The sequence below is a fragment of the Streptomyces formicae genome, assembly GCF_002556545.1.
Taxonomy (GTDB): Bacteria; Actinomycetota; Actinomycetes; order Streptomycetales; family Streptomycetaceae; genus Streptomyces; species Streptomyces formicae_A.
In genome coordinates, this window is record NZ_CP022685.1 from 4,874,428 (window position 1) to 4,894,000 (window position 19,573).

19 protein-coding genes are annotated in these 19,573 nt (G+C 69.3%); 10 read left to right on the forward strand and 9 right to left on the reverse strand.

What is annotated here, in order from left to right:
* Nucleotides 1–239: 239 nt before the first annotated feature.
* Entirely contained in the window at nucleotides 240–1,796 is a 1,557-nt protein-coding gene (locus tag KY5_RS20970) for a protein kinase domain-containing protein (protein WP_098243696.1), read from the forward strand.
* 62 nt (nucleotides 1,797–1,858) lie between these two features.
* On the opposite strand, the gene KY5_RS20975 is transcribed toward KY5_RS20970, so the two are convergent.
* A complete protein-coding gene (locus tag KY5_RS20975) occupies nucleotides 1,859–2,281 on the reverse strand; it encodes a pyridoxamine 5'-phosphate oxidase family protein (protein ID WP_098247379.1) in 423 nt (140 codons plus the stop codon).
* A gap of 191 nt (nucleotides 2,282–2,472) precedes the next feature.
* Nucleotides 2,473–3,132 (reverse strand): response regulator, encoded by a 660-nt coding sequence (locus KY5_RS20980; RefSeq protein WP_098243697.1) that lies wholly within the window; start codon nucleotides 3,130–3,132, stop codon nucleotides 2,473–2,475.
* A 383-nt stretch (nucleotides 3,133–3,515) separates the two neighbouring features.
* On the opposite strand from KY5_RS20980, the gene pdhA reads away from it, so the two are divergent.
* Genes pdhA through KY5_RS20995 form a run of 3 tightly spaced genes read left to right on the forward strand, consistent with a single transcriptional unit; the run spans nucleotide 3,516 to nucleotide 7,109 of the window.
* A complete protein-coding gene (gene pdhA, locus KY5_RS20985; RefSeq protein WP_098243698.1) occupies nucleotides 3,516–4,694 on the forward strand; it encodes a pyruvate dehydrogenase (acetyl-transferring) E1 component subunit alpha in 1,179 nt (392 codons plus the stop codon).
* A 2-nt stretch (nucleotides 4,695–4,696) separates the two neighbouring features.
* The gene (locus tag KY5_RS20990; protein ID WP_098243699.1) at nucleotides 4,697–5,677 is read left to right on the forward strand and encodes an alpha-ketoacid dehydrogenase subunit beta; all 981 of its coding nucleotides are present in this window, start codon (nucleotides 4,697–4,699) and stop codon (nucleotides 5,675–5,677) included.
* A 10-nt stretch (nucleotides 5,678–5,687) separates the two neighbouring features.
* Nucleotides 5,688–7,109: a dihydrolipoamide acetyltransferase family protein gene (locus KY5_RS20995; RefSeq protein WP_098243700.1), complete on the forward strand. Its 1,422-nt coding sequence runs from the start codon at nucleotides 5,688–5,690 to the stop codon at nucleotides 7,107–7,109.
* Between the two features lie 84 nt (nucleotides 7,110–7,193).
* Here the strand turns inward: KY5_RS20995 and KY5_RS21000 are convergent, their stop codons facing one another.
* Nucleotides 7,194–8,042 carry a D-alanyl-D-alanine carboxypeptidase family protein gene (locus KY5_RS21000; RefSeq protein WP_098243701.1) on the reverse strand — a complete coding sequence of 283 codons (849 nt, stop codon included), beginning with the start codon at nucleotides 8,040–8,042 and terminating at the stop codon, nucleotides 7,194–7,196.
* A gap of 192 nt (nucleotides 8,043–8,234) precedes the next feature.
* On the opposite strand from KY5_RS21000, the gene KY5_RS21005 reads away from it, so the two are divergent.
* Together KY5_RS21005 and KY5_RS21010 are read left to right on the forward strand one after the other, a co-directional pair.
* The gene (locus KY5_RS21005) at nucleotides 8,235–8,897 is read left to right on the forward strand and encodes a GntR family transcriptional regulator (RefSeq protein ID WP_098247380.1); all 663 of its coding nucleotides are present in this window, start codon (nucleotides 8,235–8,237) and stop codon (nucleotides 8,895–8,897) included.
* Complete coding sequence (locus KY5_RS21010; protein ID WP_098243702.1) at nucleotides 8,894–10,201, forward strand: MFS transporter; 1,308 nt, start codon at nucleotides 8,894–8,896, stop codon at nucleotides 10,199–10,201. The genes KY5_RS21005 and KY5_RS21010 overlap by 4 nt, the downstream gene beginning before the upstream one ends.
* Before the next feature lie 95 nt (nucleotides 10,202–10,296).
* On the opposite strand, the gene KY5_RS21015 is transcribed toward KY5_RS21010, so the two are convergent.
* Nucleotides 10,297–11,121 (reverse strand): maleylpyruvate isomerase family mycothiol-dependent enzyme, encoded by an 825-nt coding sequence (locus KY5_RS21015; protein ID WP_098243703.1) that lies wholly within the window; start codon nucleotides 11,119–11,121, stop codon nucleotides 10,297–10,299.
* 168 nt (nucleotides 11,122–11,289) lie between these two features.
* Here KY5_RS21015 and KY5_RS21020 point away from each other — a divergent pair, with 168 nt between their 5' ends.
* Nucleotides 11,290–12,093, forward strand: a complete 804-nt coding sequence (locus tag KY5_RS21020; RefSeq protein WP_098243704.1) for a carbon-nitrogen family hydrolase — start codon at nucleotides 11,290–11,292, stop codon at nucleotides 12,091–12,093.
* Nucleotides 12,094–12,146: 53 nt separating this feature from the next.
* On the opposite strand, the gene KY5_RS21025 is transcribed toward KY5_RS21020, so the two are convergent.
* From KY5_RS21025 to KY5_RS21045, 5 genes are all read right to left on the reverse strand, one after another.
* Nucleotides 12,147–12,641: an LURP-one-related/scramblase family protein gene (locus tag KY5_RS21025; RefSeq protein ID WP_098243705.1), complete on the reverse strand. Its 495-nt coding sequence runs from the start codon at nucleotides 12,639–12,641 to the stop codon at nucleotides 12,147–12,149.
* 36 nt (nucleotides 12,642–12,677) lie between these two features.
* Nucleotides 12,678–12,902, reverse strand: a complete 225-nt coding sequence (locus KY5_RS21030) for a DUF6458 family protein (RefSeq protein ID WP_098243706.1) — start codon at nucleotides 12,900–12,902, stop codon at nucleotides 12,678–12,680.
* A gap of 79 nt (nucleotides 12,903–12,981) precedes the next feature.
* Nucleotides 12,982–14,280 (reverse strand): M18 family aminopeptidase, encoded by a 1,299-nt coding sequence (locus KY5_RS21035; protein ID WP_098243707.1) that lies wholly within the window; start codon nucleotides 14,278–14,280, stop codon nucleotides 12,982–12,984.
* Between the two features lie 42 nt (nucleotides 14,281–14,322).
* Nucleotides 14,323–14,934: a Uma2 family endonuclease gene (locus KY5_RS21040; RefSeq protein ID WP_234362795.1), complete on the reverse strand. Its 612-nt coding sequence runs from the start codon at nucleotides 14,932–14,934 to the stop codon at nucleotides 14,323–14,325.
* A gap of 132 nt (nucleotides 14,935–15,066) precedes the next feature.
* The gene (locus KY5_RS21045) at nucleotides 15,067–16,893 is read right to left on the reverse strand and encodes an acyl-CoA dehydrogenase (RefSeq protein ID WP_098243709.1); all 1,827 of its coding nucleotides are present in this window, start codon (nucleotides 16,891–16,893) and stop codon (nucleotides 15,067–15,069) included.
* Between the two features lie 119 nt (nucleotides 16,894–17,012).
* On the opposite strand from KY5_RS21045, the gene KY5_RS21050 reads away from it, so the two are divergent.
* The 3 genes from KY5_RS21050 (at nucleotide 17,013) to KY5_RS21060 (ending at nucleotide 19,442) form a co-directional block, all read left to right on the forward strand.
* Nucleotides 17,013–17,504, forward strand: a complete 492-nt coding sequence (locus KY5_RS21050; RefSeq protein WP_098243710.1) for an SseB family protein — start codon at nucleotides 17,013–17,015, stop codon at nucleotides 17,502–17,504.
* Between the two features lie 239 nt (nucleotides 17,505–17,743).
* Complete coding sequence (locus tag KY5_RS21055; protein WP_098243711.1) at nucleotides 17,744–18,700, forward strand: pirin family protein; 957 nt, start codon at nucleotides 17,744–17,746, stop codon at nucleotides 18,698–18,700.
* 157 nt (nucleotides 18,701–18,857) lie between these two features.
* Entirely contained in the window at nucleotides 18,858–19,442 is a 585-nt protein-coding gene (locus KY5_RS21060; RefSeq protein WP_159072570.1) for a fasciclin domain-containing protein, read from the forward strand.
* The last annotated feature ends 131 nt before the right edge of the window (nucleotides 19,443–19,573 follow it).

Sequence of the window (19,573 nt, forward strand, 5' to 3'; positions counted from 1 at the left end):
GGCCAAGTCTGCCCCAAGAGGATGACGCGTCAAGCTCGGTGCCCGTTCCGTGACCGTACGCGCAAGAAGCGTCTCGGAAGCGTTACAAGTTTGCGCGTGGGCACCGGCAAAGGCTTTGATGTCCGGTCCACTCGAATCGGGTGGGTGGTGTGAAGGCTGTAGCGTGACCCGACGGAGTACCCCGTTATCGCGACGTACTCAGCACCAAGTACCACGACCAGAAACGACGGCGAGGACTGATGGCACAGACGCAGCGCGCTCAGGGCCCGTCCGACCCCGAGGCGACTGGCGGCGGTATGTCAGACGCGCCTGAGTTGTGGGGGAATGGCGGGCTTGTCGGAGACGGCCGGTATCGGCTGACCTACAGACTCGGCCGGGGCGGCATGGCCGAGGTGTTCGCGGCCGAAGACGTACGGCTCGGCCGTACGGTCGCGGTCAAGCTGCTCCGCTCCGACCTGGCCGAGGACCCCGTCTCCAAGGCGCGGTTCACGCGCGAGGCACAGTCCGTCGCGGGCCTGAACCACCACGCCGTGGTCGCCGTGTACGACTCCGGTGAAGACGTCGTCGGGCCGAACGTCGTCCCCTACATCGTCATGGAGATCGTCGAGGGTCGCACGATCCGCGATCTGCTGATCAACGCGGAGGCGCCGGGCCCCGAGCAGGCGCTGATCATCGTCTCCGGTGTGCTCGAAGCGCTCGCGTACTCGCACCAGCACGGCATCGTGCACCGCGACATCAAGCCCGCGAACGTGATCATCACCAACACCGGCGCGGTGAAGGTGATGGACTTCGGCATCGCGCGCGCCCTGCACGGCGCGCAGTCGACGATGACGCAGACCGGCATGGTCATGGGCACGCCCCAGTACCTGTCGCCCGAGCAGGCGCTCGGCAAGGCCGTCGACCACCGCTCCGACCTGTACGCGACGGGCTGTCTCCTCTACGAACTGCTCGCGCTGCGGCCGCCGTTCACCGGTGAGACGCCGCTCTCCGTGGTCTACCAGCACGTCCAGGACCAGGCAGTGCCGCCCTCCGAGGTCTCGGACGCGGCGCCGCCGGAGCTGGACGGGCTCGTCATGCGCTCCCTCGCCAAGGACCCGGACGACCGGTTCCAGACGGCCGAGGAGATGCGCGGACTCGTCCAGTACGGGCTGCAGATGCTGCACGAGCAGGGCAGCCACACCGGGACCTGGAACACCGGGCCCGTCGAGATGCACGAGGGCGGCAGCACCCCGGCCATGGGCGTCGCGGGCACGGCGGCGATGGCGCACCCGGACTCGGGGACCGCGCAGATCCCCAGCCCGATGCTGCCCTCGCGGGGCGGCGACGACGGCGGCTTCGAGGGCGGTCACCGCAGCGGCAAGGGCGGCCGCGGCAAGATGTGGATCTTCGTGGTGCTCGCGATCATCGCCATCGCGGTGGGCGTGACGTTCGCGCTGACGGCGGCGGACAAGAAGGGCCAGAAGGATCCGCCGAAGACTCCCGCGACCAAGCAGTCGCAGGAGAAGGAGCCGAGCGAGAGCGCGGACGACGAGACCACGGACGAGGAGACCGATCCCGGCTCCGACCCCGGCGGGCAGACGGACTACGACCCGCCGACCAACCGGACGACCGGGCCCACCCAGCCCACCCAGGGCCCGACCGAGCCCACCCAGGACCCGACGACGCCGACCGGCCAGCCGACGACGGCGGACCCGACCGAGGACCCGACCACGGACCCGACCGAGGACCCCCCGGAGACGACGGACCCCACGGACGACGGTGAGGACCCGGGCGCCGGGGGCGGCGACGGGGCCTGATCCCCTCCTACGGACACGAAAGGGCCGGCCCGATGGGCCGGCCCTTTCGCATGGCGCGCGGGTCAGAGAATGTACTGGAGCGAGCGGTCGTGGCCCGCCTGGAGCGTGTGGACCGTGGCGAACTGCGGCTCTATGCGCAGGTACACCGGGTCGAAGAGCTCGCCGTCCGCGAAGTGCGGGGCGGGGCCGAAGAGTTCGAGCTCGGCGTTGGTCGGCTCGACGGCCTCGCAGACGCCCACCAGCTGGACGGTCCACTGGCCTTCGCGGGCGCTCGCCACGTTGAGGTTGTCGGCGCCGTACGCGACGACGCTGCCGACGCACGCGTGGTGGTAGCCGTATCCCTTGTGCATGCGCAGCAGGATCTTGCCGTCGACGACGATGTGGCGCGCCGCGGCGAGGAAGGGCAGCGCGCGCATGCTGGTCGCCACCCGGCCGTAGTCGCTGCGGCGGAGCAGTTCGAAGGCGAGCTGTTCGTCGGTGGGCATGAGCACCACTCTGGTTCATGGACAGGGTGTCGGAAAAGGGGATCCCGCCCCGAGAAGGCGGGGACGTAAGTCCCTCTTATGTTCCGCGGTCCTTGCACGTGCGTCCCGCATTCCTTGCACGTGCCGACGGAATCCGCTTGCCCTCCCGGGCGGTCGATCCGCTCGGGCCCTGCCCTTTTCGCCCCCTGGCGTCAGTGCTTCTCCGCCTGCATGCGCGCCACGTAGGCGGCCGCCTGCGAGCGGCGCTCCATGCCCAGCTTGGACAGCAGGCTGGAGACGTAGTTCTTGATCGTCTTCTCGGCCAGGTGGAGGCGCTCGCCGATCACGCGGTTGGTCAGGCCCTCGCCGATCAGGTCGAGGATCTTCCGCTCCTGGTCGGTGAGGTTGGCGAGACGGTCGTCGCCCTTGGGGTTGTTGCCGTCCCGCAGCCGCTCCAGGACCCGGGCGGTGGCCACCGGGTCGAGCAGGGACTTGCCCGCGGCCACGTCCCGTACGGCCGTGAGGAGCTCATTGCCCCTGATGGCCTTGAGGACATAGCCGGAGGCACCGGCCATGATCGCGTCGAAGAGCGCCTCGTCGTCGGCGAACGAGGTGAGCATCAGGCACTTGATGTCCTCGTTCTGCGAGCGGATCTCGCGACACACCTCGACGCCGCTGCCGTCCGGCAGACGCACGTCGAGCACGGCCACGTCGGGCCGCGTCGCGGGGATCCTGACCAGGGCGTCCGCTGCGGTTCCCGCCTCGCCGACCACCTCGATGTCGGACTCCACGGAGAGCAGCTCATGGACTCCACGCCGGACCACTTCATGGTCGTCGAGGAGAAATACCGTAATTTTTCCGTCTTCGCGCACGGAGCCAGTCTCACACACGATCTCTTTCTACGCCCGGGCGGAACCCTTCCCGTGCGCGGGGTGGCCGGGATAACGTGCCGGTGTTCCGGCCCCCTGCCAGGCTGTGATCAGTGCTGTGACCAGGAAGTGTTCCCGCCTTTCTCGATTTACTCGGAAATCCAAGCAATCAGGTACTTGGAAATCCAAGCAAATTCGCAGGTCAGATGGGGTTTCACAGAATTGGGAAGCACTGGGTAACGTGCATTGAGCAGGGCGCTCGCCGGGGCACCTGTCACGCCTGTTCCCGGCCGAGTCGCACCCACCCCGTGCGCGGGCACGGAAACCAGGCGAGCCGCACTGGCCTACCCGGTAACCCCGGGGGCCGGACCGACGGAGGAGCACACGTGACCGTGGAGAGCACCGCCGCGCGCAAACCGCGCCGCAGCAGTACGGGCGGCGGTAAGCGCGCCAGCGCCAAGAAGGCCGCGCCGCAGAAGAGCACGGAGCCCGAGCTCGTACAGCTGCTGACCCCTGAGGGCAAGAGGGTCGAGAACGCCGAGTACGACGGGTACGTCGCCTCGATCACCCCCGAGGAACTGCGCGGGCTCTACCGCGACATGGTCCTCACCCGCCGCTTCGACGCCGAGGCCACCGCTCTGCAGCGCCAGGGCGAGCTGGGCCTGTGGGCATCGCTGCTCGGCCAGGAGGCCGCCCAGATCGGTTCGGGGCGCGCCACCCGCGACGACGACTACGTGTTCCCCACGTACCGCGAGCACGGCGTCGCCTGGTGCCGCGGCGTCGACCCGACGAACCTGCTCGGCATGTTCCGCGGCGTGAACAACGGCGGCTGGGACCCGAACAGCAACAACTTCCACCTGTACACGATCGTCATCGGCTCGCAGACGCTGCACGCCACCGGTTACGCGATGGGCGTGACCAAGGACGGCGCGGACTCGGCCGTGATCGCGTACTTCGGAGACGGCGCTTCCAGCCAGGGCGACGTCGCCGAATCGTTCACCTTCTCCGCGGTCTACAACGCGCCCGTCGTGTTCTTCTGCCAGAACAACCAGTGGGCGATCTCCGAGCCGACCGAGCGCCAGACCCGGGTGCCGCTGTTCCAGCGCGCGCAGGGCTACGGCTTCCCCGGCGTGCGGGTCGACGGCAACGACGTACTCGCCGTGCTCGCCGTGACCCGGTGGGCCCTGGAGCGGGCGCGCGCGGGCGAGGGCCCGGCGCTGATCGAGGCGTTCACGTACCGCATGGGCGCGCACACCACGTCCGACGACCCGACCAAGTACCGCAGGGACGAGGAGCGGGAGGCGTGGGAGGCCAAGGACCCGATCCTGCGCCTGCGCGCCTACCTGGAGTCCGAGGGCCACGCGGACGAGTCCTTCTTCGCGGAACTCGAGGACGAGAGCGAGGCGTTGGGCAAGAGGGTGCGAGAGGTGGTGCGGGCGATGCCGGATCCGGATCTGATGGCGATCTTCGAGAACGTGTACGCGGACGGGCACGCGCTCGTGGACGAGGAGCGCGCGCAGTTCGCCGCCTACCAGGCGTCGTTCGCGGACGGGGAGGTCAAGTAACCATGGCTGTCCAGAAACTTCCCCTCGCCAAGGCGATCAACGAATCGCTGCGCACGGCGCTGGAGACCGACCCCAAGGTCCTGATCATGGGTGAGGACGTCGGCAAGCTCGGCGGCGTCTTCCGCGTGACGGACGGGCTGCAGAAGGACTTCGGCGAGGACCGGGTCATCGACACCCCGCTCGCCGAGTCGGGCATCGTGGGCACGGCGATCGGGCTCGCGCTGCGCGGCTACCGGCCCGTGGTGGAGATCCAGTTCGACGGCTTCGTCTTCCCCGCGTACGACCAGATCGTCACGCAGCTCGCGAAGATGCACGCCCGCGCGCTCGGCAAGATCAAGATGCCGGTCGTCATCCGCATTCCGTACGGCGGCGGCATCGGCGCGGTCGAGCACCACAGCGAGTCGCCCGAGACGCTGTTCGCGCACGTGGCGGGGTTGAAGGTGGTCTCGCCCTCCAACTCGGCCGACGCGTACTGGATGATGCAGCAGGCCATCCAGAGCGACGACCCGGTGATCTTCTTCGAGCCGAAGCGGCGTTACTGGGACAAGGGCGAGGTCGACAAGGAGGCCATCCCCGGTCCCCTGCACAAGGCCCGGGTGGCGCGCGCAGGTTCGGACCTGACGCTCGCGGCGTACGGCCCGATGGTGAAGGTCTGCCTGGAGGCGGCCACCGCCGCCGAGGAGGAGGGCAAGTCCCTCGAAGTCGTCGACCTGCGCTCGATGTCCCCGATCGACTTCGACGCGGTGCAGTCCTCGGTGGAGAAGACCGGACGCCTGGTCGTCGTGCACGAGGCGCCCGTCTTCCTGGGCACGGGCGCGGAGATCGCGGCCCGGATCACCGAGCGGTGCTTCTACCACCTGGAGGCTCCGGTGCTGCGGGTCGGCGGGTATCACGCGCCGTATCCGCCGGCGCGCCTGGAGGAGGAGTACCTGCCGGGCCTTGACCGGGTGCTCGACGCCGTCGACCGCTCGCTTGCGTACTGAGGAGAGGGTCGTGACGACGATGACTGACACAGCTGCGGCCGAGTTCAAGATGCCCGACGTGGGCGAGGGGCTCACCGAGGCGGAGATCCTCAAGTGGTACGTGGCCGTGGGTGACACGGTCACCGACGGGCAGGTGGTGTGCGAGGTCGAGACGGCCAAGGCGGCCGTCGAACTGCCCATTCCGTTCAACGGGGTGGTGGCTGAACTCCGGTTCCCCGAGGGGACGACGGTCGATGTCGGCCAGGTGATCATCACGGTCGACGTGGGTGGGAGTGCGCCTGCGCCTGCGGCGCAGGCTGAGCAGAGTGCCGCTGCCCCTGCGGAGGAGGCTGCTCCTGCTGGGCGGCAGCCTGTCCTCGTGGGCTATGGGGTTGCCGAGTCCTCGACTAAGCGGCGGGCCCGGAAGGTTGACTCTGCTGAGGCTGCCGTCGCGCCTGCGGAGACGGGGGTTGTGCCCCCCCGTCCCGCCGTGCGGGACAATGGCCCACAACAGGGCGACGCCCAGCAGACGCAGGGTGTCAACGGCCACGGCTCGCGGCCGCTCGCCAAGCCGCCCGTGCGCAAGCTCGCCAAGGACCTCGGCGTCGATCTCGCCACCGTCACGCCCTCGGGGCCCGACGGGATCATCACGCGTGACGACGTGCACGCGGCGGTCGCCCCGGTTCGGGAGCCGGAGGTGGCCGACGCACCCGTGGCCGCTGCCGCCCCGGCGCAGCCGGTGGGCGCGGACGCCCGTGAGACGCGGATTCCCGTCAAGGGGGTGCGCAAGGCGACCGCTCAGGCGATGGTCACCTCGGCGTTCACCGCCCCGCACGTCACGGAGTTCGTGACGGTCGACGTGACGCGGACGATGAAGCTGGTCGAGGAGCTCAAGCAGGACCGGGCGTTCGAGGGGCTGCGGGTCAATCCGCTGCTGCTCGTCTCCAAGGCCCTGCTCGTCGCGATCAAGCGGAACCCCGAGGTCAACGCCGCCTGGGACGAGGCGAATCAGGAGATCGTCCAGAAGCACTACGTGAACCTGGGCATCGCCGCGGCCACCCCGCGCGGTCTGATCGTGCCGAAGATCAAGGACGCGCAGGCCAAGACCCTGCCCGAACTGGCCGAGGCGCTCGGTGAGTTGGTCACCACCGCCCGCGCGGGCAAGACCTCGCCCGCCGCCATGCAGGGCGGCACGGTGACGATCACGAACGTCGGCGTCTTCGGCGTCGACACGGGCACGCCGATCCTGAACCCGGGCGAGTCCGCGATCCTCGCGGTCGGTGCGATCAAGCTCCAGCCGTGGGTCCACAAGGGCAAGGTCAAGCCCCGTCAGGTGACGACGCTCGCGCTCTCCTTCGACCACCGTCTGGTGGACGGGGAGCTGGGCTCCAAGGTGCTTGCCGACGTGGCGGCGATCCTTGAGCGGCCCAAGCGGTTGCTCACCTGGGCGTAGGAATGGGTGCGGCCCGCAGGCGTGAGTGCTTCGCCTGCGGGCCGTGGGGGTTGCTCGCGCAGTTCCCCGCGCCCCTTGCGGGGCTTACGCCACCTTGAAGCCGTAGTCCATCAGCTTCTTCGCGTCCTTGGTGCGGTTGGCCGCGGAGGACGACGTGAGAACCGTGCCGATGACGGTCTTGCCGCTGCGCGTCGCCGCGAAGACCAGGCAGTACTTCGCCTCGGGGCCGGAGCCCGTCTTCACGCCGATGGCGCCGCGGTAGGAACCGAGCAGACCGTTCGTGTTCGACCACGACATGTAGCGGTAGCCGCCGCTCTTCGTCGTGACCTTCTGCTTCGTCGACTTCGTCTTCACGACCGAGCGGAACGTGGAGTTCTTCATCGAGTTGCTCGCGAGCTTCGTCAGGTCGCGCGGCGTCGAGTAGTTGCTGCCGTTCCCGATGCCGTCGAACGAGTCGAAGTGGGTGTTCTTCAGGTTCAGGTTCTTGGCCGTCGTGTTCATCTGTCCGATGAAGTTCTTCACCCGCTTGGCGCGGGTGGAGCCCTTGCCGAACTTGTCGGCCAGCGCGTACGCGGCGTCGCAGCCGGACGGCAGCATCAGACCGTAGAGGAGCTGGCGGACGGTGACCTTGTCACCGACGATGAGCCGCGCCGACGAGGCGTTGTTCCTGACGATGTAGTCGCTGTAGGCCTTCTGGACCGTGACCTTGGAGTTCAGGTTCAGGTTCCGCTGGCCGAGCACCACGCGCGCCGTCATTATCTTCGTCGTGGAGCCGGTGGAACGGCGGGTGTCGGCGGCCTTGGTGAACAGCGTCTTTCCGTTGCCGTTGTTCATCACGAACCCGCCCTTGGCGGTGATCGACGGCTTCGGCGGTGCGGCCGCGTGGGCCGGGGTCGTGAGGGCGCCGCCGGCCAGTATCGCGCTCGCAGTCATCGCTACGACCGATACGCGGCGTACATCCTTAATGCCGGTTTTCAAGTTACCTACTCCAAATGCCCCTGGTTGGCGGCCACATGAAGGTGCCGCTCACACATAAGACGAGTGAGGGGGGTGAATGGATGTGCTGGATTGCCCGCCATGTGGACGAGAGTTTCGGCGTATACGTGTTGTATCTATGCTGTGCGCATGCCAGCCACCACCCTCGCCGCCGCCAAGCGGCCGCCCGCCGCCGAACGCGTCTACGCGCACGTCAAGCAAGCCGTCCTCGACCGTCGCTACGAGGGCGGCACGCTGCTCACCGAGGGCGAGCTCGCCGAGGCCGTGGGGGTGTCGCGCACCCCGGTGCGCGAGGCGCTGCTCAAGCTGGAGGTGGAGGGGCTGCTGCGGCTCTACCCCAAGAAGGGCGCCCTGGTCCTGCCGGTCTCCGCGCAGGAGATCGCCGACGTCGTCGAGACGCGGCTGCTCGTCGAGACGCACTCCGTGCGCAAGGCGGTGCCCGCGCCCGCCGCCCTGCTCGACCGGCTCGGTGAGCTCCTCGACAAGCAGCGGGTGCAGGCGGAGGCGGGGGACTTCGCCGCGGCCGCCGTCACCGACCGGTGCTTCCACGCCGAGATCGTGCGCAGCGGCGGCAACGAGATCCTCTCGCGCCTCTACGACCAGCTGCGCGACCGGCAGTTGCGGATGGGCGTCGCCGTGATGCACTCGCACCCCGACCGGATCGCCAAGACGCTCACCGAGCACGAGGAGATCCTCGCCGCGCTCACCGCGGGCGACACCGAGGCCGCGGTGGCCGTGGTCACGCGGCACGTCGGCTGGTTCCAGAACCTCGCGAGGGGCGAGGTCCGATGAGCTCCGCCGCAGCGCCCGTCTCCCTGCCCGGTGATCCGCCGGGCGGGAAGAAGGCCGTGCTCGTCTGGGGCATCGGCGTCGCCGTCTACTTCGTCGCCGTCATCTTCCGTACGTCCCTCGGGGTCGCGGGCCTGGACGCCGCCGACCGCTTCCACGTCAACGCCTCGGCCCTCTCGACCTTCTCGATCCTCCAGCTGCTCGTGTACGCGGGCATGCAGATACCCGTCGGTCTGATGGTCGACCGGCTCGGCACCAAGAAGGTGCTGACCATCGGCGTCGTCCTCTTCACGATCGGGCAGCTCGGCTTCGCGCTCTCCCCCACGTACGCGATGGCGCTTGCCTCCCGCGCCCTGCTCGGCTGCGGCGACGCGCTCACCTTCATCAGCGTGCTGCGGCTCGGCACCCGCTGGTTCCCGGCCCGGCGAGGACCGCTCGTCGCGCAGCTCGCGGGCCTGGTGGGCATGGCGGGCAACCTCGTCTCCACGCTCGTCCTCGCCCGGCTCCTGCACTCGGTGGGCTGGACCGCCGCGTTCGCCGGCAGCTCGCTGTGCGGTGTCGTCGTCCTGGTCCTGATGACGCTCTTCCTGAAGGACCACCCCGAGGGGCACGAGCCGGAGCCCGTGCGGCACACCGGAGCGGGTTTCGTACGGCGGCAGATCGCCCTGTCCTGGCGGGAGCCGGGCACCCGGCTCGGCCTGTGGGTGCACTTCACCACGCAGTTCCCCGCGATGGTCTTCCTGCTCCTGTGGGGGCTGCCCTTCCTCGTCGAGGCGCAGGGGCTCTCCCGGGCGACGGCCGGGGAACTGCTCACCCTGGTCGTGCTCTCCAACATGGCCGTCGGACTCCTGTACGGCCAGATCGTCGCCCGGCACCACGCCGCGCGCCTGCCACTCGCGCTCGGCACCATCGGGGCGACGGCGACGGCCTGGGCGGCCACGCTCGCCTACCCGGGCGAGCACGCGCCGATGTGGCTGCTGATCGTCCTGTGCACCGTGCTCGGCGCGTGCGGGCCCGCCTCCATGATCGGCTTCGACTTCGCGCGGCCCGCCAATCCGCCGGAGCGCCAGGGCACGGCGTCCGGCATCACCAACATGGGCGGCTTCGTCGCCTCCATGACGACGCTGCTCGCCATCGGCATCCTGCTCGACGCGACGGACGAGAACTATCGCGTGGCGTTCTCGGCGGTGTTCGTCCTTGAGGCGGTCGGGCTCTGGCAGATCCTGCGGCTCAAGTCGCTTGCGGTGCGCAGGGAGCGGGAGCGGTTGGTTGCCAGTCGGGTTGAAGCCGTGCACGTGCCTGTCTGAGCCGGGTTCGGGGGCTCTGCCCCCGGGCCCCCGGTCCTCAAACGCCGGACGGGCTGAATTTCACGCCGGACGGGCTGGTTCTTGCGGGCTGATTCTTACGGCGTCACCGCGAAGTTGCGCAGGATCGCGTCTGCCAGTTCGTGGTCGCCCTCTATCTTCACGCGGTCCGCCACCGACGCGTACGTCACGCGGCCGCAGGCGAGTCTGAAGTAGGTCTCCCAGTCGAGGCTGAGGGTGGCCAGCGGGCCGAGCGAGGGGGCGCTGTCGACCGTGGCCTTGCCCTCGGCGTCCACGCGGACCGTGCGCAGGAACTCCACGGGGCCGCTGACGTCGAAGACGACCGCCGAATTCGCGGGCGCGCCCGCCTTCTTGGCGACGACCTTCGGCAGCCCTTGGAGCAGCAGGTCCCTGGCGACGAGGGCGCCGGGGGAGTCGAGGTTGCCGGGCTTCTTCAGCGTCGTGCGCAGGTCCTGCTCGTGCACCCAGACGTCGAAGGCGCGCATGCGCGTGGCCAGTTCGAGGGTCTGCTCGGTGCCGAGCGGGCCGCGGATCTTGTGGGAGGGGTCGCGCGACTCGTTCCGCAGCTGTCGCGAGCGGCGGATGATCGTGTACTCCAGCTCCGAGGTCATCTCCGGCGCCGTGTGGTGGCGGCGGACGTCGACCTGCATCTCCATGTACCGCTGGCCCTCGGTCTGTACGTGGTACAGGTCGCGCGGCAGGGTGTGGATGGGACGCGGGTCGCCCAGCATCTCGCAGTCGAGCCCGATGACGTGGGAGACGATGTCCCGCACCGACCAGCCGGGGCAGGGAGTGGCCCAACTCCACTCGCTCTCGGCGAGCGGGTTCACCAGCTCGGATATCGCTTCCACTGACTGGGTCCAGGCATCGGCGTAGGTTTGCAGGCTGGGATGGAGACTCACGGGACCCCTCGGCGGTCGTACGCGGGCGGTGGGCGTCTGATGGGCGTCGTGGGGGTCCGGGGGGCTCCCCCGGAAAATCACAGTACGCTGCCCGCAGGCACCCCGGCAGTGCTTTCGTGTGACGATCGTAGGCCGTGTTGACGGCTCGAATGCCAGGACGGTGGTAGTGTGCGCGCCTCTCTGATCCAGATCGCCGTAGACGAGGGCGAATCGGTCAATTCCCGTAGGACGCGGGTCTCTTCGCTGGTCCGCGACGTCGCCTCGCGCGAGCGCGCGGACCTCGTCGTACTGCCCGAACTGTGGACCACGGGCGCCTTCGCGTACGAGTCCTTCGCGAGCGAGGCGGAGCCGCTCGAAGGGCCCACGTACGAGGCGATGGCGAAGGCCGCGAGCGACGCGGGGGTGTGGCTGCACGCCGGTTCCATCCCCGAGAGGGACCCGGAAGGGCCGCTCTACAACACCTCGCTCGTCTTCTCCCCCGACGGCCAACTCGCCGCCGCCTACCGGAAGATCCACCGCTTCGGCTTCGACCAGGGCGAGGCCGTCATGATGGCGGCCGGGTCCGAACTGGCCACGGTGCGCACGCCGGACACCACCCTCGGCCTCGCCACCTGCTACGACCTGCGCTTCCCCGAGCTGTTCAGGGGGCTCGTGGACGCGGGCGCCGAGATGTTCGTGGTCTCCGCGGGCTGGCCCGCGCGGCGGCGCGAGCACTGGCTCCTGTTCGCCAAGGCGCGGGCGGTCGAGGACCAGGTGTACGTCCTGGCCTGCGGCACGGGCGGGTCGCACGCGGGAGTTCCGCAGGCCGGGCACAGCGTCGTCGTCGACCCCTGGGGCGAGGTGCTCGCCGAGGCGGGGGACGGCGAGGAGGTGCTCACCGTCGAGCTCGATCCGGCGAAGGTGGCCGCGACCAGGGAGCAGTTCCCCGCGCTCAAGGACCGCCTGCTCGGCCTGGCCGCGCCCCGCCGCTGACGGGGGGCGGCCCCGGCCGGGGGCCAGTCCTCCCCGCGCCAGTCCTCCCCGCGCTAGTCCTCCCCGCGCTCCTTCTCGGCGAGCCGGATCACGCAGACCGCGACGGCGAGCAGGAGCGCGGGATCGGCGTCCTCGCGCACGACGTGCAGGCCGTACGTCTCGCGGACGCGGAACCAGCGGCGCGAGATGTCGGCGAGCAGCTCGCCGTCGTACTCGATGGCGAACTCACGGTCGAGGATCTTGCCGCTGACGTCGAGCTCGGTGCCGTCGACCAGCTCCACGCGGTAGTGGTTGCGCAGCAGGGAGAGCCGTTTGCGCTTCACCCGCGCCAGCGGCTCTCCCTCGCGCTCGATCAGCATCGTGTCGCGCAGCGCGAGCATCTTGGCCTTGATGTCGATCAGGACGCGGCCCTGCATGTCCTTCAGCTCGAAGGTGTCGCGCAGGCGCATCGCCTTGCCGTCGACGAAGAAGACCTTGCGGCCCTGGTCGTCCTCGATCCAGTAGTCGTCGCCGATGCCGAGCACGCGATCGCGTACGAGAAGTCTCATGACGCCATGACTACCCCGTACCGCCGCAGATCGGACTCAGTAGCCACGCCGATCGTGATCCGGTTCGACGACGGTGGTCTGGACCGGCGGTACGGCCCGACGACGTCGTCCGATGCTGGTGAAGACGGCGACGCCGATGATGCCCACCGCCATCATGATGAGCCCGGCGACGGTGAGATTGAGCCCGTCCGTCTTCCAGTCCGTCGCGAACGCGAGTATGGCGCCCACGGCGATCAGAATGATGCATCCGCCCAGGCCCATGTGGACCGCCTCCCTGCTGTAGTGGCTACGAAGTGGCCGGGTACCCGGCAAGTCGGCGGCCACACAGGGGAAGCGGTACTCAGCCCTCCAGGAACGCCACGAGCGCGTTGGCCAGCATGTGCGGGTCGTCGGCGCCGCACAGCTCGCGCACGCTGTGCATCGACAGGATCGCGACGCCGATGTCGACCGTCTTGATGCCGTGCCGCGCCGCGGTGATCGGGCCGATGGTGGTGCCGCACGGCATCGCGTTGTTGGAGACGAACGACTGGAAGGGCACGCCCGCCTTGTCGCACGCGGCGGCGAACACCGCGCGGCCCGCGCCGTCCGTGGCGTAGCGGTTGTTGACGTTGACCTTGAGGATCGGGCCGCCGTTGGCGCGCGGGTGGTGCGTCGGGTCGTGCCGCTCCGCGTAGTTGGGGTGCACGGCGTGACCGGTGTCGGAGGAGAGGCAGACGGTCCCGGCGAAGGCCCGCGCGCGGTCCTCGTACGAACCGCCGCGCGCGAACACGGACCGCTCCAGGACGGTGCCGAGGAGCGGGCCGTCGGCGCCGGTGTCGGACTGCGAGCCGTTCTCCTCGTGGTCGAAGGCGGCGAGCACGGGGATGTAGGGGAGGTCCTCCTGGGCGGCGACGGCGGCGAGGGCGGCCGTGGCGGCGTGCACGGACAGGAGGTTGTCCATGCGGGGGCCCGCGACCAGTTCGCGGTCGCGGCCGAGGAAGGCGGGCGCCTCGATGGCGTACGTCATGAGGTCCCAGCCGGTGACGTCGCCCTCGCCGAGCCCCGTCTCCTCCTCCAGGAAGCGGATCAGGTCGCCCTCGTGGACGTCGTCGCCGAGTCCCCAGATGGGCTGCATGTGCTTCTGCTTGTCGAGCTTGAGGCCGTCGGTGTGCACGGAACGGTCCATGTGGATGGCCAGTTGGGGCACCCGGAGCAGCGGCCGGTCGATGTTCACGAGCCGCGAGGTCCCGTCGCGCAGCGAGAGCCGCCCGGCCAGGCCGAGGTCCCTGTCGAGCCAGGAGTTGAGCAGCGGTCCGCCGTAGATCTCGACCGCGATCTGGCGCCAGCCGTGCGCGCCCGCGTCGGGCTGCGGCTTCACGCGCAGGTTCGGGGAGTCGGTGTGCGCGCCGACGATCCGGAAGGGGGTGTTCGCCGCGGCGCCCTCGGGGACGTACCAGGCGACGATGGCGCCGCCCCGCAGGACGTACTTCCCGCCGGTCGTGCCGTCCCAGGCGTCGGTCTCCTCGACCTGCCGGAAACCGGCCTTCTCGAGCCGCTCGGCGGCGCTCGCCACGGCGTGGTACGGCGAGGGGCTCGCGGCGAGGAAGGACATGAGGTCTTCGGTGTGGCCGCGGTCGAAGGGCCCGGAGGGTGTGCGCATGCCTGCCAGCCTAATGGGGCCGGTGTTCGGGTGGCGGGGCGATCAGAGGCGGTGGTACTCGGTGAGGTCGATGTCGATCGTGAAGGGCACGGCGAGCTTCAACCGGTCGTGGTGGATGCCGGTGGGTGCGTAGGCGCCGGTGTGCGGGTCGAGTTCGTAGGTGTGGACGGCGGGCCGCTTGTTCTCGTCCATCCGGACCAGCCAGTAGTGCCGGATTCCGGCTGCGGCGTACTTGCGGGGCTTGGTGTCCTGGTCGCGGTCCTCGGAGTCCGGCGAGACGACCTCGACGGCGAGCAGGACGTCTTCGGCCTGGTAGCGGGTCTGGCAGTCGTCGGCGTCGGCTTCCGCGGTCACGACCACGAGGTCGGGCTCGGGTGCCTGCTTGTGGCCGAGGACGACGGCCATCTCGCGGCGGACGCGTAGGTGCTCGGGGAGGGCGGCCCGTACGCCGTTCACCAAAAGATCAATCGCCAGCGTATGGAACTTTCGCTGCGGACTCACGAAAACCAGGCTCCCGTCGATCAGTTCTGTGTGCGGCGGGAGGTCGAGTGTGAAGAAGTCGTCCGTCGTGTAGCCGTCCTGCGGCGGCATCGGCCATGCCGAGCCGTCGGGTTGGAGCGCGTGCAGCGCGTCGGTGCGAGGCTCAGCGGTCATGGTTCCTCCCATGGACGGGATTCTCGGCCGTTCCGTCAGCGTACCCAGGGCATACGACGATGCCGCCACCCGAAAGGATCGAGTGGCGGCATCGCGCTGACGTGCGAAAGAAGCCCGTACGGGGTCGGCGTGCTAGAACGCCGCCTCGTCCAGCTCCATCAGGTCCAGCTCCACGCCCTCGGCGAGCTTCCGCTCGTTGGCGACGCCCGGCAGGACGTTCGTGGCGAAGAACTTGGCCGCCGCGATCTTGCCCTCGTAGAACGCCTTGTCCTTGGCGGAAGCCGTCTCCAGCTTCTCGGCGGCGACCGCGGCACCGCGCAGCAGCAGGTAGCCGACGACGACGTCACCCGAGGCCATCAGGAGGCGCGTGGTGTTCAGGCCCACCTTGTAGATGGACTTCACGTCCTGCTCCGTGGCCGCGAGGTCGGTCAGCATGACGCCGACGATGGCCTCCAGCTCGACCGCGGCCTTGGCCAGCTCCTCGCGGGCCCCGGCCAGGGCCTCGCCGCCCGTGCCGACCGCGAGGAACTTCTTGATCTCCTCGGCGAGGCCGTTCAGCGCGGCGCCCTGGTTGCGGACGATCTTCCGGAAGAAGTAGTCCTGGCCCTGGATCGCGGTGGTGCCCTCGTAGAGGGTGTCGATCTTGGCGTCCCGGATGTACTGCTCGATCGGGTACTCCTGGAGGTACCCCGAGCCGCCGAACGTCTGGAGCGACTGCGCCAGCTGCTCGTAGGACTTCTCCGAGCCGTAGCCCTTGACGATCGGGAGCAGGAGGTCGTTCAGGGCGATCAGCGCCGACGCGTCCTCGCCCGCCGCCTCCTTGATCTGGATGTCGTCCTGGACGGCCGCGGTGTGCAGGACCAGGGCGCGCATGCCCTCCGCGTACGCCTTCTGCGTCATCAGCGAGCGGCGCACGTCCGGGTGGTGAGTGATCGTCACCTTGGGCGCGGTCTTGTCCATGAACTGGGCCAGGTCAGGACCCTGCACGCGCTCCTTGGCGTACTCCAGGGCGTTCAGGTAACCCGTCGAGAGCGTCGCGATGGCCTTCGTGCCGACCATCATGCGGGCGAACTCGATGATCATGAACATCTGGCGGATGCCGTCGTGCTTGTCACCGATCAGCCAGCCCTTGGCGGGGTGCTGGTCGCCGAACGTCATCTCGCACGTGTTGGACGCCTTCAGGCCCATCTTGTGCTCGACGTTGGTGGCGTACACGCCGTTGCGCTCGCCGAGCTCGCCGGTCTCCCAGTCGAACTCGTACTTCGGTACGAGGAAGAGCGAGAGGCCCTTGGTGCCGGGGCCGTGGCCCTCGGGGCGGGCGAGGACGTAGTGGAGGATGTTCTCCGACATGTCGTGCTCGCCGGACGTGATGAAGCGCTTCACGCCCTCGATGTGCCAGGAGCCGTCCTCCTGCTGCACGGCCTTCGTGCGGCCCGCGCCCACGTCCGAACCGGCGTCCGGCTCGGTCAGGACCATGGTGGAGCCCCACTGCTTCTCGACGGCGATCGTGGCGACCTTCTTCTGCGCCTCGTTGCCCTCCTCGAAGAGGATGCCCGCGAACGCGGGACCCGACGAGTACATCCAGATCGCCGGGTTGGCGCCGAGCAGCAGCTCCGCGTACGCCCAGATCAGGGAACGCGGCGAGGTGGTGCCGCCGATCTCCTCGGGCAGGCCGAGGCGCCAGTACTCGGAGTCCATGAAGGCCTGGTAGCTCTTCTTGAACGTCGCGGGCACCGGGGCGGTGTTGGTCGCGGGGTCGAAGACCGGCGGGTTGCGGTCGGCGTCCTCGAAGGACTCCGCGAGCTCGTTCTCGGCGAGGCGGCGCAGTTCGTCGAGGATGCTCTTGGCGGTGTCGACGTCCATCTCCGCGAACGGGCCGGTGCCGTACAGCTTGTCGCGGCCGAGCACCTCGAAGAGGTTGAACTCGATGTCGCGGAGATTCGACTTGTAGTGGCCCATGGCGAAGGCTCCGTAAGCAGGAAAGGGATGAATACCAGCAAGTAGCTACGATGATGCTACCCGTCGGTAATAAGATGCAACCCCTAATAGGTCATCTGTGACTCAGTACTCTTGCGGGCATGTACGGCTACGACCAGAACCCCGGCGCCCAGCAGCAGTACGCTCCGCCGGGCGCGCAGCCGCCGCCGCAGCAGATGCAGGGCATGCCCGGCGGTGGCTACGGCCAGCAGCCTCCCCTCTACCCCGAGCCCTCGCCGCCGTCCCTCGCGGACGCGGTGCGCGCGTTCACCACGGGCTCGATGGCCGCGGAGGACTTCCAGCAGGTCTTCGCCACGTCGAAGGTCTACTGCCCGCGCGGCGACAACCCCGGCTTCCTCGCGCTGCACAACACGCAGCAGCCCGTGATCCCGATGTTCACCTCGCTCAAGGAGCTGCGGAGGTACGCGGGCAAGGACTCCAAGTACTTCGTGATCACCGGGGCGGAGGTCATCGACCTCCTGCCGACGGGGTACGGGTTCGTCCTCGACATGGAGGGGGAGCACCGGATGGTCTTCGACGCGAAGGCCGTGGAGCAGATGGTCGACTTCGCGATGCGGCGTATGTATGGCTGAGGCCTGACGGGTTCTCTGGTGCTCGGCCTTCGGCCTTGCCCCCTGGTTCGTTTTCGGCTGCGGCGCCGCTGTGGCTGGTCGCGCAGTTCCCCGCGCCCCTGAGGGGCGCCCCCCCTTGTGTCGTAGATCGTTTTCAGTCACCCCGGAAGCCCGGAGGGAATTCCCTCCGGGCTTCCTTCGTTCCCAGTGGCAGAAAGTTCTACGTTCAACTAAAGTGAGTCCACGAGGAGGTACCGACCATGCCTGCAGTGACTGTCGAGAACCCGCTGACCCTGTCCCGGGTGGTGGCCCCGGCCGATGCCACGGCGCGCCCCGTGCTGACGGTGACGACCGCGCCGAGCGGTTTCGAGGGCGAGGGGTTCCCGGTGCGCCGGGCCTTCGCGGGAATCAATTACAAGCACCTCGACCCGTTCATCATGATGGACCAGATGGGCGAGGTGGAGTACGAGGCCGGAGAGCCCAAGGGGACTCCCTGGCACCCGCACCGTGGCTTCGAGACGGTCACGTACCTGATCGACGGCACCTTCATCCACCAGGACTCCAACGGTGGCGGCGGCACCATCCAGAACGGCGACACCCAGTGGATGACGGCGGGCTCGGGCCTGCTGCACATCGAGGCGCCGCCGGAGTCCCTCGTCCAGTCCGGCGGGCTCTTCCACGGCCTCCAGCTGTGGGTGAACCTGCCCGCGAGGGACAAGATGATGGACCCCCGCTACCAGGACATCCGCGGCGGCCAGGTCCAGCTGCTCACCACCCCCGACGGCGGCGCGCTGCTCCGCGTCATCGCCGGTGAGCTGGACGGACACCAGGGCCCCGGCATCACGCACACGCCGATCACGATGATCCACGCGACCGTGCGGCCGGGCGCCGAGGTGACGCTGCCCTGGCGCGAGGACTTCAACGGCCTCGCGTACGTCCTGGCCGGACGCGGCACCGTCGGTGCCGAGCGCCGTCCGGTGCACATGGGGCAGACCGCGGTCTTCGGCGCGGGCTCCTCGCTGACCGTCCGCGCGGACGAGCGGCAGGACGCGCACGCCCCCGACCTGGAGGTGGTGCTCCTCGGCGGGCAGCCGATCCGGGAGCCGATGGCGCACTACGGCCCGTTCGTGATGAACACCAGGGCCGAACTGGAGCAGGCCTTCGAGGACTTCCAGAAGGGTCTGCTGGGTACCGTCCCGGCGGTCCACGGCATGTGACCGGCGCCCCGCACCGCGCGGCGCGTGTGCTCCGGACGGCCCAGCCGTCCGCGCCGAGCCGCTGAATCACGGGCCCGCCCGTCCTCGCGTCGCGCGGGACGGGCGGGCCCGACTGTCATGTTGATGAGCCGCCGTCCTTGGAGGAATGGAGCCGCTCATGAAGGCAAGCCCCCGTCGTACCGCCGTGCTCGCCCTGTCCTTGCTGTTCGCCCTGCCCGCCGTCGCGGGGTGTGCCGGGTCCACCGCGCAGTTCCCCGGCAGCGCGGTGGAGGGGCCGCGGCGGGACGACAAGGCGTTCGGGGCCCAGTGTCCGGAGGCCGTGCGGAACGCCTCCGGCATGCGGGCGCTGGACGCCGTCGGGCGGATGCCCCGGCTTTCGCGGTTCGCCGCGCTCGTCGACAGGGCCGGGGCGGCGGACATGTTCGCCTCGATGCAGAACGTCACCGTCTTCGTGCCGACGAACGAGGCGTTCGGCAAGCTGCCCGCCGACCGGCGCGAGGAGCTCACGGAGCCGAAGGGCGCGGGTGACGCGGTCCGTTCGCTGGTCGTCGCCCAGGACCTCACCAAGGACGACCTGGCCGCGGGCCGCGCCTATCCGACGCTCCAGGAGGGCGTCGAGGTGCGCACGGCGGCGGCGGACGGCGGCGCGACGGTGGGCGGCGCGCGGGTGGTGTGCGGCAGCGTCACGACCAAGGACGCCCGGCTGCACCTCCTTGACGCGCTGCCCGCCCGGCGGGGGTGACCCGCCGCACTGGCCCGTCGTCGCGACATCTGGTGGGCCGGGTGGATGAATGAGCCTACTGACTGCATGTCAGATAGTGGCGTTTTCGCTCCTCCGTGGCTTGCTGTGACGGTACGTGACGGTCGGCACGC